This is a genomic window from Oceaniovalibus guishaninsula JLT2003, from assembly GCF_000299575.1.
Classification (GTDB): domain Bacteria; phylum Pseudomonadota; class Alphaproteobacteria; order Rhodobacterales; family Rhodobacteraceae; genus Palleronia; species Palleronia guishaninsula.
In genome coordinates this window covers 1-15,926 of sequence record NZ_AMGO01000036.1, presented here as the reverse complement: position 1 = coordinate 15,926, position 15,926 = coordinate 1, and the positions used below count along the sequence as shown (strand labels likewise).

The 15,926-nt window shown below is 66.9% G+C and carries 18 protein-coding genes; 15 read left to right on the top strand and 3 right to left on the bottom strand.

Annotated features, from left to right (window positions below; translation table 11 throughout):
* Positions 1-3 precede the first annotated feature (3 nt).
* The 12 genes from OCGS_RS08150 (at position 4) to recO (ending at position 8,982) form a co-directional block, all read left to right on the top strand.
* The gene (locus tag OCGS_RS08150; protein WP_007426756.1) at positions 4-2,148 is read left to right on the top strand and encodes a RelA/SpoT family protein; all 2,145 of its coding nucleotides are present in this window, start codon (positions 4-6) and stop codon (positions 2,146-2,148) included.
* A gap of 46 nt (positions 2,149-2,194) precedes the next feature.
* Positions 2,195-2,851 (top strand): DUF2062 domain-containing protein, encoded by a 657-nt coding sequence (locus OCGS_RS08145; RefSeq protein ID WP_007426755.1) that lies wholly within the window; start codon positions 2,195-2,197, stop codon positions 2,849-2,851.
* Positions 2,848-3,594, top strand: a complete 747-nt coding sequence (locus OCGS_RS08140; RefSeq protein ID WP_007426754.1) for a pyridoxine 5'-phosphate synthase — start codon at positions 2,848-2,850, stop codon at positions 3,592-3,594. The genes OCGS_RS08145 and OCGS_RS08140 overlap by 4 nt, the downstream gene beginning before the upstream one ends.
* Positions 3,595-3,603: 9 nt before the next feature.
* Positions 3,604-3,936 (top strand): DMT family transporter, encoded by a 333-nt coding sequence (locus OCGS_RS08135; protein WP_007426753.1) that lies wholly within the window; start codon positions 3,604-3,606, stop codon positions 3,934-3,936.
* Positions 3,937-4,004: 68 nt separating this feature from the next.
* The gene (locus tag OCGS_RS08130; RefSeq protein WP_007426752.1) at positions 4,005-4,442 is read left to right on the top strand and encodes a PA2169 family four-helix-bundle protein; all 438 of its coding nucleotides are present in this window, start codon (positions 4,005-4,007) and stop codon (positions 4,440-4,442) included.
* A 93-nt stretch (positions 4,443-4,535) separates the two neighbouring features.
* Positions 4,536-4,949, top strand: a complete 414-nt coding sequence (gene acpS, locus OCGS_RS08125) for a holo-ACP synthase (protein ID WP_007426751.1) — start codon at positions 4,536-4,538, stop codon at positions 4,947-4,949.
* Between the two features lie 39 nt (positions 4,950-4,988).
* The gene (locus tag OCGS_RS08120; RefSeq protein WP_007426750.1) at positions 4,989-5,462 is read left to right on the top strand and encodes a nucleoside deaminase; all 474 of its coding nucleotides are present in this window, start codon (positions 4,989-4,991) and stop codon (positions 5,460-5,462) included.
* Positions 5,463-5,529: 67 nt separating this feature from the next.
* Complete coding sequence (lepB, locus tag OCGS_RS08115; protein WP_007426749.1) at positions 5,530-6,318, top strand: signal peptidase I; 789 nt, start codon at positions 5,530-5,532, stop codon at positions 6,316-6,318.
* Positions 6,315-6,998, top strand: coding sequence for a ribonuclease III (gene rnc, locus OCGS_RS08110; RefSeq protein ID WP_007426748.1), 684 nt, complete (start codon positions 6,315-6,317; stop codon positions 6,996-6,998). Before lepB ends, rnc begins: the two co-directional genes overlap by 4 nt.
* A complete protein-coding gene (gene era / locus OCGS_RS08105) occupies positions 6,995-7,903 on the top strand; it encodes a GTPase Era (protein WP_007426747.1) in 909 nt (302 codons plus the stop codon). The genes rnc and era overlap by 4 nt, the downstream gene beginning before the upstream one ends.
* Positions 7,904-7,915: 12 nt before the next feature.
* Positions 7,916-8,242 carry a DUF1491 family protein gene (locus OCGS_RS08100; RefSeq protein ID WP_007426746.1) on the top strand — a complete coding sequence of 109 codons (327 nt, stop codon included), beginning with the start codon at positions 7,916-7,918 and terminating at the stop codon, positions 8,240-8,242.
* A gap of 8 nt (positions 8,243-8,250) precedes the next feature.
* Positions 8,251-8,982: a DNA repair protein RecO gene (recO, locus tag OCGS_RS08095; RefSeq protein WP_007426745.1), complete on the top strand. Its 732-nt coding sequence runs from the start codon at positions 8,251-8,253 to the stop codon at positions 8,980-8,982.
* On the opposite strand, the gene OCGS_RS08090 is transcribed toward recO, so the two are convergent.
* Together OCGS_RS08090 and OCGS_RS08085 are read right to left on the bottom strand one after the other, a co-directional pair.
* Positions 8,967-9,371, bottom strand: a complete 405-nt coding sequence (locus OCGS_RS08090; RefSeq protein ID WP_007426744.1) for an META domain-containing protein — start codon at positions 9,369-9,371, stop codon at positions 8,967-8,969. The two genes, recO and OCGS_RS08090, sit on opposite strands and share 16 nt — an antisense overlap.
* On the bottom strand, positions 9,368-11,053 hold the full coding sequence (locus OCGS_RS08085) for an acyl-CoA dehydrogenase family protein (protein WP_007426743.1): 1,686 nt from the start codon (positions 11,051-11,053) through the stop codon (positions 9,368-9,370). Before OCGS_RS08085 ends, OCGS_RS08090 begins: the two co-directional genes overlap by 4 nt.
* Positions 11,054-11,201: 148 nt before the next feature.
* Here OCGS_RS08085 and OCGS_RS08080 point away from each other — a divergent pair, with 148 nt between their 5' ends.
* A complete protein-coding gene (locus tag OCGS_RS08080) occupies positions 11,202-11,972 on the top strand; it encodes a sulfite exporter TauE/SafE family protein (protein WP_007426742.1) in 771 nt (256 codons plus the stop codon).
* Positions 11,973-11,975: 3 nt separating this feature from the next.
* On the opposite strand, the gene OCGS_RS08075 is transcribed toward OCGS_RS08080, so the two are convergent.
* Positions 11,976-13,574 carry a phosphoenolpyruvate carboxykinase gene (locus OCGS_RS08075; protein ID WP_007426741.1) on the bottom strand — a complete coding sequence of 533 codons (1,599 nt, stop codon included), beginning with the start codon at positions 13,572-13,574 and terminating at the stop codon, positions 11,976-11,978.
* A 249-nt stretch (positions 13,575-13,823) separates the two neighbouring features.
* Between OCGS_RS08075 and OCGS_RS08070 the strand changes: the two genes are divergently transcribed.
* Together OCGS_RS08070 and OCGS_RS08065 are read left to right on the top strand one after the other, a co-directional pair.
* The gene (locus OCGS_RS08070; protein WP_007426740.1) at positions 13,824-14,525 is read left to right on the top strand and encodes a response regulator transcription factor; all 702 of its coding nucleotides are present in this window, start codon (positions 13,824-13,826) and stop codon (positions 14,523-14,525) included.
* Positions 14,526-14,527: 2 nt separating this feature from the next.
* The coding region (locus tag OCGS_RS08065; RefSeq protein ID WP_052026155.1) for an ATP-binding protein at positions 14,528-15,926 on the top strand (1,399 nt) is incomplete at its 3' end.

Genomic DNA, 15,926 nt, shown 5'->3' with positions numbered 1-15,926 from the left:
CGGATGGACGACGTTGCAACCCTTGTCGATCCGGCGGACCTGACCGACCTCATCGCGCGGATCCGCGCCTATCACCCGACCGCCGATTTCGACCTCGTGCGGCGCGCCTATCATTACGGCGCGCGCATGCACGAAGGGCAGTTCCGCCATTCGGGCGAACCCTATTTCACCCATCCCGTCGCCGTTGCCGGCATCCTCGCCCGCCAGCGGCTGGACGACGCCACCATCGTCACCGCGCTGCTGCACGACACGGTCGAGGATACCCGCGCCAGCTACGAGGACGTGGAAAGGCTGTTCGGTACCGAAATCGCCGATCTGGTCAACGGCGTCACCAAGCTGACGCAGCTTCAGCTCACCTCCACCCGGTCCAAGCAGGCCGAGAATTTCCGCAAACTCTTCATCGCGATGAGCCGGGATCTGCGCGTCATCCTGGTCAAGCTGGCCGACCGGCTGCACAACATGCGCACCATCGAATCGATGCGCCCCGAGGGCCAGCAGCGCAAGGCGCGCGAAACGATGGACATCTTCGCGCCGCTGGCGGGCCGCATGGGCATGCAGTGGATGCGCGAGGAGCTGGAGGATCTGGCCTTCAAGGTTCTCAACCCCGACGGCCGCAACTCGATCATCCGCCGCTTCATCAAGCTTCAGCGCGAGGCGGGCAACGTGATCGACAAGATCACCGCCGACATCCGCCTTGAACTGGACCGCGCCGGCATCGAGGGCGAGGTTTACGGCCGCGCGAAGAAGCCCTTCTCGATCTGGCGCAAGATGGAGGAGAAGAAGATCGGCTTCTCGCGCCTTTCCGACATCTACGGCTTCCGCATCATCGTCGGGACCGAGTCGGAATGCTATGCCGTGCTGGGCGTCATCCACCAGCGCTGGCGCGCCGTGCCCGACCGCTTCAAGGATTACATCAGCCAGCCCAAATCGAACGGCTACCGCTCGATCCACACCACCGTTTCGGGCCGCGACGGCAAGCGGGTCGAGGTGCAGATCCGCACCCGCCAGATGCACGAGGTCGCTGAGGCCGGCGTCGCCGCGCACTGGTCCTACCGCGACGGCCAGCGCGTCGAGAACCCGTTCGCCGTCGATCCCGCCCGCTGGGTGGCGATGCTGTCCGAACAGTTCGAATCAGCCTCCGACCACGAGGAGTTTCTCGAAGCCGTCAAGCTCGAGATGTATCAGGACCAGGTGTTCTGCTTCACCCCCAAGGGCGAGGTCGTGAAGCTGCCCAAGGGCGCCACCCCGCTGGATTTCGCCTATGCGATCCACACCCGCATCGGCGAAAGCTGCGTCGGCGCCAAGGTGGACAACCTGCGCGTGCCCCTCTGGACCCGCCTCAAGAACGGCCAGAGCTGCGAGATCGTCACCGCCGAGGGCCAGCGCCCCCAGCCCACCTGGATCGACATGGTCGTCACCGGCCGCGCCAAATCCGCCATCCGCCGCGCCCTGCGCGAGGAAGACCGCGCGCGCTTCATCCGACTGGGGCTTGAACTGGCGCGCGTCGCCTTCGACGGCGTGGGCAAGCGCGCCTCCGACAAGGCGTTGCGCACCGCCGCGCGCCAGCTCGGGATCGGGTCCGCCGACGAGCTTCTGGCGCGCATCGGGTCGGCCGAACTCGACACGCGCACCGTTCTGGGCACGCTCTATCCCGAACTCGCCCAACGTCAGGGCGACGAGATCGACGCCCGCGCCGCCATCGTCGGGCTGGAGGATCAGGCCTTCCTGCGCGGCCAGTGCTGCCAGCCGGTGCCGGGCGAACGCATCGTCGGCATCACCTATCGCGGGCAGGGGGTGCGCATCCACGCCATCGACTGCCCCGTCCTGGTCGAGATGGAGGATCAGCCCGAGCGCTGGATCGACCTGCACTGGCACATCGGCAACCACCCCGCCGTGCATACCGTGACCTTCGACATGACGATCACCAACGACGCGGGCGTTCTGGGGCGGCTTTGCACGCTGATCGGGTCGCGGAAGGCTAACATTTCCGACCTGCGCTTCATCGAGCGCAAGCAGGACTTCTTCCGCGTCCTCATCGACATTGACCTGCGCTCGTCAGAGCATATGCATGCCGTATGGCTGGCGCTCGAGGCCGACAGCGACGTGGCCACCATCGAACGGGTCCGCGATCCGTCGCGCAAACCCTGACCGGCAGCCAGACCGATCGCCGACGGCCCGAGTTGGAGAGGCGGAATTGTTCAAGCGGCGCACGCCCCGAAGCTATCTGGCCACGTTCGGCCGCTGGCTGTGGCCGCGCGGCGGCTGGCCCCGCGCCGTCCTCTACATGGCCTACCGCCTGCGCCGCCTGCCCGATCCCGCGCACAAGATCGCGCGCGGCGTGGCGGCCGGCACCTTCGTCAGCTTCACGCCCTTCTTCGGGCTGCATTTCCTGCTGGCGGGCGGCATGGCCTGGGCTATGGGGGGCAATGTCGTCGCGGCCCTTCTGGGCACCTTCGTCGGCAATCCGCTGACCTTCCCGATCATCGCCGGGCTGTCCGTGCGGCTGGGAAGCTGGATGATGGGCCTGCCGCACACCATGCCGCTGCATGAAACCTTCGCCGCCTTTTCCAAGGTCTCGGTCGAATTCTGGTCGAACGCGCGCGCCCTCTTTACCGGCGATCCGGTCGGCTGGACGCAGCTCGACGGGTTTTTCACCCATGTCTTTCTGCCCTATCTGGTCGGCGGGCTGATTCCGGGGGCCATCGCGGCGATTGTGGCCTATGCCGTGACGCGGCCCGTGATATCGGCCTACCAGAAGGCCCGCATCGCGCGGATGAAAAAGGACTTCGCGCGCCGCCGGCAGGCCGCGCTGAAGGCCGCGACCCGGATCAACGAAGGAAACAGCCCATGACCGACCGCCTCCGCCTCGGCGTCAACATCGACCACGTCGCCACCTTGCGCAACGCGCGCGGCGGGGCGCTGCCCGATCCGCTGCGCGCGGCCCGCATCGCCGTTCAGGCCGGCGCCGACGGCATCACCGCCCATCTGCGCGAGGATCGCCGCCACATCACCGATGCCGACATCGAAGGGCTGATGGAAACCCTGACCGTGCCGCTCAACTTCGAGATGGCGGCGACCGACGAAATGCAGGCCATCGCCCTGCATCACCGGCCCCACGCGGTCTGCATCGTCCCCGAAAAGCGCGAGGAATGCACCACCGAAGGCGGGCTCGACGTGGCGCGCGACGACAATCGGCTTGCCCGCTTCATCGCGCCGCTGCGCGATGCGGGCTGCCGCGTCAGCCTGTTCATCGCCGCCGACCGCCCGCAGATCGAAACCGCGTCGCGGATCGGCGCGCAGGTCGTGGAACTGCATACCGGCGCCTATTGCGATGCCCATGCCGAAGGCCGCGCCGACGATGCCGCGGACGAACTGGCGCGGCTGACCGAGATGGCAGCACTGGCCGCCGACCTCGGGCTCGAAGTGCATGCCGGCCACGGGCTGACCTACGACACCGTGCCGCCCGTGGCCGCGCTGCCGCAGGTCGTCGAACTGAATATCGGCCATTTCCTGATCGGCGAGGCCGTCTTTCGCGGCCTGCCCGACGCCATCGCCGAAATGCGCCGCGTCATGGAAACGGCGCGCAGGCACTAGGGCGCGGCCATGCGGGCGACCTACATCCAGCTTGCCGTCGCCATCCTGGCCGAGGTGATCGCCACCACCGCGCTGGCCGCCAGCGACGGTTTCACCCGCAAGGGGCCGGCCGCCGTCACCGTGCTTGGATACGGCGTGGCGTTCTACCTTCTGTCGCTGACCCTGCGGGTGCTGCCCACGGGCGTGGTCTATGCGGTCTGGTCGGGGCTGGGGGTCGTGGCCGTCACCGCCCTGTCCTGGGCGCTGGGCCAGCGTCTCGACGGCGCGGCCTTCGTCGGTCTGGCGCTGATCGTGGCGGGGGTCGTGGTGCTGAACGTGTGGTCGGATACGCTGCCGCGTTGACCATGCGTGGAACCCGCGCCCCCCGCCAGCCCGTTGACCCGCGAACGCCCAATCCGAAGGACGCGCAGATGACCGACCATATCGACGCCATGAAGGATCTTCACAAGACGCTGATCGACAGCCGCGACGGCTATCACGACGCTCACCAGCGCGCCAACGACGAACACATCCAGTCCCTGTTGCGCGATCTCGAGGCCGAGCGCGCGCGCTTCGCCGCCGACATCCGCCACGCCCTTGCCGGCCACGACGTCGCGATGGACGACGACGGAACGATCCTCGCCGGGGCGCACCGCGTGTTCCTCAACCTCAAGGACATGGCGCGCGGCCCCTCCGACGCCGCCATCCTCGAGGAGATCGTGCGCGGCGAACGGCACCTGCTGGAAAAATACGATGCCGCCCTCGCCGCGACCCAGACCGGCCCCGATGCGCCCCTGCTCTCGGAACAGCGCCGCGCCGTCACCGACGCCATCCACCGGATGGAGGACGAACACCGTGCCGCGCTCTGAATCGGTGTGACGATCCGTGTCCCGTCCCGCAACGCAGCGCGACTTGTACGTTTCGGCCTCTGACTTGTACAAGTTGTACGTTTCGGCCGTGCGATGATCCTCGGGATCGGCACGGATCTGTGCAACATCGAGCGGATCGAACGGACGCTGGCCCGCTTCGGCGATCGCTTCCGCAACCGCGTCTTCACCCCCGAAGAACAGGCGCGCGCCGAAAGAAGGCGTTACGTGGCAGGCACTTACGCCAAACGATGGGCCGCCAAGGAAGCCTGCTCCAAGGCTTTGGGCACCGGTCTGCGCATGGGCATCGCCTGGCGCGACATGGCCGTCACCAACCTGCCCACCGGCCAACCCGTCATGCACCTGACAGGCTGGGCCGGGGACCGACTTTCCTCAATGACGCCAAAAGGTTACAAGGCGGTCGTGCATGTCACCCTGACCGACGACCACCCTTGGGCGCAGGCCTTTGTGGTCATCGAGGCGCTGCCCGCAACCGGCGGAACCCCTTGACTTCCAAAGCGTTTCCCGCCGCCTCAGCAAGGATCCGACATGCCCCAAATCGCCCCCACCGAAGCCGAAACCGCCGCCCTCGCCCGCGCAATAACCCGCGCCAACGGCCTTGCGAAATCCGACACCCGCGTCGGAATTGTCGCCGCCATCGTCATGGACGACGAGGTGATCGCATGGGGCGACAACCACGTCCTGGCCGAGGACGATCCGACACGCCATGCGGAAATGGTCGCAATAACAAACGCTTGCGAACACCTTGAACGCACGTCGCTGAAGGGCGCCACGCTGGTCACGACCCTGCAACCCTGCGAGATGTGCCTGTCCGCCATGCGCTTCGCGGGCATCGAACGCGTGGTTTTCGCCGCGCAAAAGGCCAATGTCGCCGGGAAATACTTCATGTTCCAGGGCCTCGAAATCGGCGATTTCGCCAAGGCCTGCGACGACGCCTTCGGCTGGTCCGGCGGCACGATGGAAGCGGACGTCCTGCCGCTATACGCCGACGGACAGGAATGACCCGTCGCTTGACACGATGCCCCGCGCCGCCCAATAAGCGCCGGTTGCAGCATCGGGCAGGGCGGGAATGGCAAGCAGGGCGGAAACCAAGGACGGCGCGCTCGAAACCGTCAAGACCATCGTTTATGCCCTTCTGATTGCAGGCATTTTCCGTACCCTGTTCTTTCAGCCGTTCTGGATTCCGTCAGGGTCGATGAAGGATACGCTGCTGGTCGGCGACTTCCTGTTCGTTAACAAGATGGCCTATGGCTATTCCGAACATTCGTGCCCGTTCTCGATGTGCAAGTTTATCGACGGGCGCTGGCTGGGATCCGAGCCCGAGCGGGGCGATGTGGTCGTCTTCCGCCACCCGGTCGCCGGCACCGATTTCATCAAGCGCCTCATAGGGTTGCCGGGCGACCGCGTGCAGGTGACGGGCGGCGTCCTCTATATCAACGGCGAGGAGGTTCCGCAGGAACCCGCCGGCACCTTCGTCGAGACGTTCGAGAAGCAGGGGCCTGTGGGCAACCTGCCGCAATGCGCCAATGCCGGCGTGGGTCTGGGCGGCGATTGCCTGAAGGAACGGTTCATCGAAACGCTGCCGAACGGCGTCAGTCACAGTATCCTGAACATCCGCGAGGGGCGCCTCGACGATACGCCGGTCTACACCGTGCCCGAAGGGCATTATTTCTTCATGGGCGACAATCGCGACAATTCCACCGACAGCCGCGTCAGCCCGAACGCGATGGGCGTGGGGTTCGTGCCGTTCGAGAACCTGATCGGCCGCGCCGACCGTGTCATCTTCTCGTCCGCGGGGCGGTCGATGTTCTTTTTCTGGACATGGCGGCCAGACCGTTTCTTCGAGAAGATCGTGTGAAACTGTCCGCCGAACAGCGGGCCTTCGCCGACGGGTTGGGGCACGAATTCGGCAAGCCCGACTTGCTGATCCGTGCCGTCACCCACGGATCCATCGCCACCGCGTCGCGGCCTGACAACCAGCGGCTGGAATTTCTGGGCGACCGGGTTTTGGGGCTGGTGATGGCCGAGGCGCTGCTGGCTGCCGACCCCGACGCGGCCGAGGGCGTGCTCGCCCCCCGCTTCAACGCACTGGTCCGCAAGGAAACCTGTGCCGACGTCGCGCGTCAGGCGGGCCTGGGCGATGTGCTGCGGCTGGGCCGGTCCGAGATGATGTCTGGCGGTCGCCGCAAGGAGGCGTTGCTGGGCGACGCGATGGAGGCGGTCATCGCGGCGGTCTACCTCGATGCGGGGTTCGAGGCGGCGCGTGCGGTGATCCTGCGGCTTTGGGGCGACCGGATCGCGACGGTCGAACCCGACGCGCGCGACGCGAAGACCGCATTGCAGGAATGGGCGCAGGCGCGCGGACAGACGCCGCCCGCCTATGTCGAGGTGGCGCGCGACGGCCCCGACCACGCGCCGCTTTTCACCATCGAGGTTCGGCTGGACAGCGGCCAGTCCGCCCGCGCCGCGGCCAAATCCAAGCGCATGGCCGAACAATCGGCCGCGCGGGCCCTTCTGACCGCACTGGAGGCGCAATGACCGAAACCCGCGCCGGGTTCGTCGCCCTGATCGGCGAACCGAATGCCGGCAAGTCCACGCTGCTGAACCGGATGGTCGGCGCCAAGGTCAGTATCGTCACCCACAAGGTGCAGACGACCCGTGCCCGCATTCGCGGCGTCGCGATGGAAGGGCAAAGCCAGATCGTCTTCGTGGACACGCCCGGCCTTTTCGCACCCCGCCGCAGGCTGGACCGGGCGATGGTCGCGGCCGCCTGGGCGGGGGCCGGGGATGCCGATATCGTCGTCCTGCTGGTCGAGGCGCATCGCGGCCTGACGGACGGTGTGGTGGCCATCCTCGACACCCTGCGCGACCGTGACCTGAAGGCGCCCGTCGTGCTGGCGATCAACAAGATCGACCGTGTCGAGGCGCCGGTTCTGCTGGGATTGACGCAGAAGCTGAACGACAGCTTCGCCTTCGCGCGGACGTTCCTGATTTCGGCCGAGAAGGGCTATGGCGTGGACGATCTGCGCGATTGGCTGGCCCGGTCGCTGCCCGAGGGGCCGTGGCTTTATCCCGAGGACCAGATCGCCGATCTGCCGATGCGCATGATCGCGGCCGAAATGACGCGCGAAAAGCTGACGCTGCGGCTGCATCAGGAACTGCCCTATCAGCTGACGGTGGAGACCGAGAACTGGGAGGATCGGGCTGACGGATCGACGCGGATCGACCAGTTGATCTATGTGATCCGCGACGGTCACAAGGGCATCGTCCTGGGCCGCAAGGGCGAGACGATCAAGGCCGTGCGCGAAGCGGCGCAAGCCGAGATGGCCGCGTTTCTGGGCCGCAAGGTGCACCTGTTCTTGCAGGTCAAGGTTCGCCCCGGCTGGCTGGACGAGGCCGAAAGATACAGCGAGATCGGGCTGGATTTCGGCGATGGGGCCTGATCGGGGCAAGGTTTGAGGCTGACGGCCGATTTCTGGGTCGGCGCCTATCTGCGCCGTCTGGCCGCCGAGGGGATCCCGGCCTTCGTCGTGGCGCGGGGCGATGCGACGGCGGGCGCGGTGCTGGTCAAATGCGCCACACTGGACGGGCAGGCGCGTGCCTATCAGCGCAGTTTCGACATGATGACGGGGGCGCGCGTCTGGATGGAACTGCTGGCGGGCACCGATGCCGAGGTGGACAGGGCCATCGCGGGGCAAAGGCGCACCGATCCCGACCTGTGGGTGATCGAGGTCGAGGATCGCGAGGGCCGTCACATGCTGGATGCGCCCGGACTGGAATAGGAGCGTCGATGATCGAGTGGCGCGAGGAAGGCATCGTGCTGTCCGTTCGCCGCCTGGGCGAGAACGACGCGATCGTCGATGCCTTCACGCCGCAGAGGGGCCGCCATGCGGGGGTCGTGCGCGGCGGCGGCGGGCGGCGGCTGGCGCCGTTGCTGCAGCCGGGCGGGCAGCTTCTTTTCGCCTGGCGCGCCCGGCTGGAGGATCATCTGGGTGCCTTCACGGTCGAGGCGGTGCGCAGCAGGGCGGGGCTGATGGGCGATCCGCTGGCGTTGGCCGCGCTGGATGCCACGACGGCGCTGCTGGCCTATGCGCTGCCGGAACGCGAAGGACAGCCGCACCTTTACGCCGCGACGCTGGCGCTGCTCGATCTGCTTGAAGACGAGGACGAATGGCCGCTTGCCTATCTGCGGTGGGAAATGGGGCTGCTGAACAGCGTCGGTTTCGGGCTGGACCTGCAACGCTGCGCGGTCACGGGCGCGCGCGACGATCTGGCGTTCGTTTCGCCCCGGACCGGGCGGGCGGTCGCGCGCGACGCGGCCGGCCGATGGGCGGATCGACTGTTGCCGCTGCCGGGTTGCCTTGCGGGGCAGGGACCGGCCAGCGCGGGCGAGTTGCTGGACGGGCTGCGCGTGACCGGGCACTTTCTGGAGGGCCGGCTGGTGCCCGCACTGGGCGACCGGCCGCTGCCGCCCGCCCGTGCCAGACTGATCGCGCGGATGGCGCGTCAGTTTTCCGCCTGAAACACCATTCGCGGCCCGCCCGGCGCGTTCAGCACCAGTTGCGGCCCCGCCGCCTCCACCACCGTCACGGCGTCGAGCGCGCCGAAATACAGCATCTCGGCCTCGATATCGGGGCAGGCCATGCGTGTCGTGCGCAGTGGTCCGATCTCGATGAAGGGATAGGGGGCGGTCTGCTGCGCGTCGAACGAATTGCACGGGCCCTGGCCCGCCACCCGGTCCGAGGCCGGGAAGGTCAGCGTCGCGGTGGCGGGGAACGGCCGGCCCTCGATGCTGACCAGCGCATAGGCGATCCCCGGATCGACCAGCGCCGATACCGACGGTTCGGGGGCGCAGGCCGACAGGGCGGTCACGGCGATTGCCGTCGACAAAGCCGCGTTTCGCGCCCTCATGCCAGGATCCTTCGCGCGATGACCTGCGCCTGTATCTCCGCCGCACCCTCGAAGATGTTGAGGATCCGGGCGTCGCAGAGGATCCGGCTGATCGGGTATTCCAGCGCGAAACCGTTGCCGCCGTGGATCTGCACGCCCATGTCGGCCGCGGCCCAGGCGACGCGTGCGGCCAGCAGTTTGGCCATTCCCGCCTCGACGTCGCAGCGGCGGCCGGCATCCTTTTCGAAGGCGGAATAGTAGGTTAGCTGACGGGCGATCATGATCTCGGTCGCCATCATCGCCAGCTTGTCCGACACGCGCGGAAAGGCGATCAGCGGCTGACCAAACTGTTTGCGATCCTGCGCATAGCGCATCGACACGTCCAGCGCGGATTGCGCGACGCCGATCGCGCGGGCGGCGGTCTGGATGCGGGCGCTTTCGAACGTCTCCATCAACTGCTTGAAGCCGCGCCCCTCCTGGCCGCCCAGCAGGTTGTCGCCCGCGACACGGAAGCCGTCGAAGGCCAGCTCGTATTCCTTCATGCCGCGATAACCCAGAACCTCGATCTCGCCGCCGGTCATGCCGGGGGTCGGGAAGGGATCGTCGTCGGTGCCGGGGGTCTTTTCGGCCAGGAACATCGACAGCCCGGCATAATTGTCGGTCGCGGGATCGGTGCGGGCCAGCAGCGTCATCACATGGGTGCGCGACGCATGGGTGATCCAGGTCTTGTTGCCGCTGATCGACCAATCCTCGCCGTCGCGGACGGCGCGGGTGCGCAGGCTGCCCAGATCGGATCCGGTATTGGGTTCGGTGAAGACGGCGGTGGGAAGGATTTCGCCGCTGGCGATCCGGGGCAGCCAGCTTTCCTTCTGCGCATCGGTGCCGCCGCACAGGATCAGCTCGGCCGCGATCTCGGACCGGGTGCCGAGAGAGCCGACGCCGATATAGCCGCGCGACAATTCTTCGCTGACGACGCACATAGACGCCTTGGACAGCCCGAAACCGCCAAGCTGTTCGGGGATGGTCAGGCCGAACACGCCCAGTTCGGCCATCTCGTCGATGACCTCCATCGGGATGAGCTGGTCCTTGAGGTGCCATTCATGCGCGTAGGGTTCGACCTTCTCCGCGCTGAAGCGGCGGAACTGCTCGCGGATCATCTCAAGCTCGTCGTCGAGGCCCGAACGGCCGACCGTGATTTCGGCCTGACGTTCGACCATCAGATCGACAAGCCGGGCGCGGTTCGCGGGCGTGTTTCCGGCGCGCGTCAACTGCCTGACCTGCGGCGTCAGGAAGGCGGCGATCTCGGCCTCGTCCAGCCCCATATCGGCGGGGCGCACGATTTCGGTCTGGCTGATCGGCACGCCGCCCGACATCTGCGACAGGTATTCACCAAAGGCGATAACATGCAGCAACCGCTCGACCTCGCCGAACGCGCCCGACTGGTGCAACTTTTCGGCCCAGCTTTGCATTTGCCGCAGCGACTGGGCGTAGGTCGCGAACCATGCCAGACCGTGCGTTGCCGCCTGATGGCGGTCCAGCAGGGCGGGATCCACCTTGCCGCCGTCCGCGGCGACGGTCGCGCGGACGGCGACCCGCGCCGCGGCGACCAACGCATCGACCGGCGCCAGGGCCGATCCGGTGGCTGCGATCAGTTCCGACGCGTCGTCGGCAAAGGCGATCCTGTCCTGTCCGTCATGGGCCATCGGTACGCTCCTCGATGCTGCATCTGCAAAAGGGACTAAGGTGCCCCCGGTTCCCCGCAAGAAGTTTTGCCCCCGATGCGGACCGGCCCGGCGCAAGGATGTGTCCGAAACGCATGGCATTCGCCGCGCAACGCGGTAGAGCACCGGGATGGACCATCTTCTGACACTCCTTCCGCTTCCGCTGCTGATCTTCGCGATCGCCGTCACCCTGATGGCGGGTTTCATCAAGGGGGCCGTCGGCTTCGCCATGCCACTGGTGATGATCTCGGGCATGTCTATCCTGATCGAGCCGCGGCTGGTGGTCGCGGGCGTCGTGCTGCCCATCGTGATGTCGAACGCATTGCAGACCGCGCGCGCCGGCTGGGCCGAGGCGAAGGCGTCGCTGATCGACTTTCGGCGCTATATCCTGATCGTCTGCCTTTGCATCTTCGCGACCGCGCAGTTCGTCACGATGATCCCGGCGCGGGCCATGTATGTCGTGCTGGGCGTGCCGACCTTCGCGCTGTCGATGATCCAGCTTGCCGGCGTCACGTTCCGCGTGCCGCCCGACAAACGCGTGCGCTTCGATCTGCTGGTGGGCGGGCTGGCCGGGACGCTGGGGGGGCTGGCGGGCACATGGGGGCCGCCCACCGTGCTGTATCTGCTGGCGCTGAACACGCCGAAGGCGCGGCAACTGGCCGCGCAGGGCGTGGTCTACGGCCTGGGATCGGTCACGCTGCTGGCGGGGCACCTGCAATCGGGGATCCTGAACCGCGCCACGATCCCGTTCTCGGCCATGCTGCTGATCCCCGCCGCGATGGGAATGTGGGCGGGGTTCTGGGTCAGCGACCGCATGGACCAGGCCCGGTTCCGCCGCGCCACGCTGGTGGTGCTGGCGGTGGCGGGGCTGAACCTGATCCGCAAGGGCGTCATGGGCTAGGCGTCAGCCCAGGGCCACCGCACGCACGTCGTCGTCGATATGCGCCTCGTATTGCGCGAAGTTCGCGGCGAACATCGCGACCAGCTTGGCGGCCTGACGGTCGTAGGAGGCCGGATCGTCCCAGGTGCGGCGCGGGCTGAGCAGCAGATCGGGCACGCCGTCCACGCTGACCGGCACCTCGAACCCGAAATTGGGATCCTTGCGGAAATCGGCCTTGGCGAGGCTGCCGTCCAGCGCCGCGGTCAGAAGCGCGCGCGTCGCCTTGATGGGCATGCGGCTGCCGGTGCCATAGGCGCCGCCGGTCCAGCCCGTGTTGACCAGCCAGCAGGTCGCGCCGTGCTTGGCGATCTTGGCCTTCAGCAATTCGCCGTAAACCTCGGGGCGGCGGGGCATGAACGGCGCGCCGAAGCAGGTCGAGAATGTCGGCTCGGGCTCGGTCACGCCGCGCTCGGTTCCCGCCACCTTGGAGGTGAAGCCCGACAGGAAGTGATACATCGCCTGCGCGGGGGTCAGCCGGGCGATGGGCGGCAGCACGCCAAACGCGTCGCAGGTCAGCATGATGATGTTCTTGGGATGCCCGCCCAGCCCCGTCGATGACGCGTTCGAGATATAGTGAAGCGGATAGGCGCAGCGCATGTTCGCCGTCAGGCTGTCATCCTCGAAATCCAGCGCGCGGGTCTCGTCGTCATAGACCATGTTTTCGATCACGGTCGCGAAACGGTGGGTGGTGGCGTAGATCTCGGGTTCGGCTTCGCGCGAAAGGTTGATCGTCTTGGCATAGCAGCCGCCTTCGAAATTGAAGGTGCCGCGGTCTGACCAGCCGTGTTCGTCGTCGCCGATCAGCACCCGCGACGGGTCGGCCGACAGCGTTGTCTTGCCGGTGCCCGACAGCCCGAAGAACACGGCCGTATCCACCGGATTGCCCGGCGCGTGGTTGGCCGAGCAATGCATCGGCATCACGCCCTTGGCGGGCAGCAGATAATTCAGCAGCGTGAACACCGACTTCTTGTTCTCGCCCGCATATTCGGTGCCGCCGATCAGGATCATTTTCGCATCGAGGTTGATCGCGATGACGGTCTCCGACCGGCAACCGTGCCGCTGCGGATCGGCCTTGAAGGTGGGGCAGTTGATGATGGTGAAATCCGGCCGGAACCCGTCCAGCGCGTCCCGTTCGGGACGGCGCAGAAGGTGGCGGATGAACAGCGCGTGCCAGGCCAGTTCCGTGACGATACGCACATCCAGACGATGCGCGGGATCGGCGCCGCCGAACAGATCCTGCACGAAGTAGTCGCGGCCCTGCATGTGCGCGACCATGTCGGCGCGCAGCGTCTCGAACGCGTCGGGGGTCATCGGCGCGTTGTTTTCCCACCAGATATCGTCCTCGACCGCTTGGGTGCGGACCACGAACTTGTCCTTGGGGGACCGGCCGGTATGCTTGCCGGTGCTGACCAGGAACGCGCCGCCCCGGCCCAGCTGCCCCTCGCCGCGCGCCAGCGCCGCTTCGACAAGCTGCGGCTCCATCAGGTTGTAATGGACCGTGCCGAGGGCGGTGATCCCCTGATCGTCCAGCCTGCAATCGGGGTTGACGCGTCCATGAGTCATCGGGGCTGCTCCTGAGCTGAAAGGCGCGTCGGTAAGGGTCGCGCGGTCGCGCGGTCATTAACACGACCGCATTTCCAAGCGATAGCCGCCGGGCACGGCTTTAGCGCAACCAGAACGCATTTTGCGAAGGCAGGCCGTTGGCCTGGGCGGGGTTCAGCCGCCCTTAAGCATTCCGGCGCTAGTCAGAGGAGACAGACGGCGCGCCGATTCGCGCCAGGGTCGCAGGATCAGCATTGGGGGCTTCATACGATGTCGCGGATCGCACTTGTTGACGACGACAGAAATATCCTGACCTCGGTCGCCATGACGCTCGAAGCCGAGGGGTTCGATGTCGAGACATATAACGATGGGCAACAGGCGCTGGACGCGTTCAGCCGACGGATGCCCGACATCGCGGTGCTGGACATCAAGATGCCGCGCATGGACGGGATGGACCTGCTTCAGCGGGTTCGCCAGAAGGGGTCTCTGCCGGTGATCTTCCTCACCTCGAAGGACGACGAGGTGGACGAGGTGCTGGGCCTGCGGATGGGTGCCGACGACTACATGCGCAAGCCGTTTTCGCAGCGCCTGTTGATCGAGCGTATCCGCGTGCTGCTGCGGCGGCAGGAATTGCTGTCGGGTGACGCCCCGTCTGAAGCCGAGACGGGGCGCATCCTGGAGCGCGGCCATCTGCGGATGGATCCCGCGCGCCACGCGGTCGAATGGAAGGGGCACGACGTATCGCTGACCGTGACCGAGTTCCTGCTGCTTCAGGCGCTGGCGCAGCGCCCCGGCTTCGTCAAGTCGCGCGACCAGTTGATGGATGTCGCCTATGACGATCAGGTCTATGTCGACGACCGCACCATCGACAGCCATATCAAGCGCCTTCGCAAGAAACTGCGCGCAGTGGACGACACGTTCACGGCGATCGAGACGCTTTACGGGATCGGCTATCGGTATAACGAGGGCTGACCGTGACCTGCACCGCCGTCCCGCCTGTCCGTCGCAGCCTCTGGGTCGGGCCGTTCGGCGGCATTCGGGCAGGCATCGGGTTGCGGCGCTGGCCGCTGGCGCGAAAGATCATCGCGGTCAACCTTGTGGCGAACCTCGTCCTTGTGGCGGGGATCGTCGTGCTCGATCCGTTCCGCGGCACACTGATCGAACAGCGCCAGGCCGGTCTGCGGGCCGAGGCGGCGCTGATCGCCCGAATCGCCGCCGGCGGCCTGACCGAAGCGCCGGGCGACTGGACACGGATCGGGGACATGTTTGCCGGGCTGCCTCTTGGCGAGGGCATCGCCGCATTCGTCCATGACGCCCAGGGCCGTCCGGTCGCGGCATTTGGCGCGGGTCCGGCCGGCGGATCGCCCGTTGCCGATACCACGGACGTCCTGTCTGCTTCCGCCCCGATTTACGTGAACGGGATCCGGCAGGGCGTCGTCGTCCTGTCTTCGGACATGGCGGGTATCGACCGCTTGGTCGCCGCCGCGCGCGGCAACGTCCTGGGCGTCGTGCTGGTGACGCTTCTGGTGTCGATCTGGCTGGGTCTGACGCTGGCAGCGGCCATCGCCAAGCCACTGTCCGATCTCGCCGACGCCGCCGAGATCGGGCGCGACGCGCCGGTCCAGCCGGATGGGTTGCTGCGGGTGTCGATCCCCGACATGACCGACCGCCTCGACGAGATCGGGCGCCTTTCGGGTGCCTTGCGCGGGATGGTCGCGGCGCTTTACGATCGCAGCGATGCCAATGAACGCTTTGCGGCCGATGTGGCCCACGAACTGAAGAACCCGCTCGCCTCGCTGCGCTCGGCTGCGGGGTCGCTGCGGATGGTGCGGCGGGACGATCAGCGGCATCTTCTGCTCGACGTGATCGACCACGATGTGCGGCGGCTGGACCGTCTGGTCAGTGACATATCCGACGCGTCCCGCCTGGACAGCGAGCTGGTGAAGGAAGACCAGCGCCCGTTCGATCTGGTAGCCATGCTGATGGCCCTTTGCGGACACATGGAACGGCAGGCGCGCGACCGGGGCATGGAAATCGTGACCGACATGCCGCAGGGCCCCATCGTGATCGACGGGCTGGAAAGCCGGCTGGCGCAGGTCTTCGTCAACCTGATCGCGAATGCCGTTTCGCTTTGCGAGGACGGGGATGCCGTGCGCGTCTGGGTCCGCCGCCGGGCCAACCGGGTGCTGGCGGTGGTCGAGGATACGGGGCCGGGCATACCCGGCCAGTCGCTGGCGCGTATCTTCGACCGCTTCTATTCGGAACGCCCTGCGACGCAGTTCGGCAACAATTCGGGGCTGGGTCTGTCCATCGCCAAGCAGATCGTCGAGGCGCATGGCGGCGTCATCTGGGCCGAGAACATCCAGCCGACCG

Excerpts from the sequence above, each read along its gene's own strand:
- OCGS_RS08150 (WP_007426756.1), top strand. The coding sequence starts at position 4 with ATGGACGACGTTGCAACCCTTGTCGATCCGGCGGACCTGACCGACCTC.
- OCGS_RS08140 (WP_007426754.1), top strand. The coding sequence starts at position 2,848 with ATGACCGACCGCCTCCGCCTCGGCGTCAACATCGACCACGTCGCCACC.
- OCGS_RS08135 (WP_007426753.1), top strand. The coding sequence starts at position 3,604 with ATGCGGGCGACCTACATCCAGCTTGCCGTCGCCATCCTGGCCGAGGTG.
- OCGS_RS08130 (WP_007426752.1), top strand. The coding sequence starts at position 4,005 with ATGACCGACCATATCGACGCCATGAAGGATCTTCACAAGACGCTGATC.
- acpS (WP_007426751.1), top strand. The coding sequence starts at position 4,536 with ATGATCCTCGGGATCGGCACGGATCTGTGCAACATCGAGCGGATCGAA.
- OCGS_RS08120 (WP_007426750.1), top strand. The coding sequence starts at position 4,989 with ATGCCCCAAATCGCCCCCACCGAAGCCGAAACCGCCGCCCTCGCCCGC.
- lepB (WP_007426749.1), top strand. The coding sequence starts at position 5,530 with ATGGCAAGCAGGGCGGAAACCAAGGACGGCGCGCTCGAAACCGTCAAG.
- era (WP_007426747.1), top strand. The coding sequence starts at position 6,995 with ATGACCGAAACCCGCGCCGGGTTCGTCGCCCTGATCGGCGAACCGAAT.
- recO (WP_007426745.1), top strand. The coding sequence starts at position 8,251 with ATGATCGAGTGGCGCGAGGAAGGCATCGTGCTGTCCGTTCGCCGCCTG.
- OCGS_RS08090 (WP_007426744.1), bottom strand. The coding sequence starts at position 9,371 with ATGAGGGCGCGAAACGCGGCTTTGTCGACGGCAATCGCCGTGACCGCC.
- OCGS_RS08085 (WP_007426743.1), bottom strand. The coding sequence starts at position 11,053 with ATGGCCCATGACGGACAGGACAGGATCGCCTTTGCCGACGACGCGTCG.
- OCGS_RS08080 (WP_007426742.1), top strand. The coding sequence starts at position 11,202 with ATGGACCATCTTCTGACACTCCTTCCGCTTCCGCTGCTGATCTTCGCG.
- OCGS_RS08075 (WP_007426741.1), bottom strand. The coding sequence starts at position 13,574 with ATGACTCATGGACGCGTCAACCCCGATTGCAGGCTGGACGATCAGGGG.
- OCGS_RS08070 (WP_007426740.1), top strand. The coding sequence starts at position 13,824 with ATGTCGCGGATCGCACTTGTTGACGACGACAGAAATATCCTGACCTCG.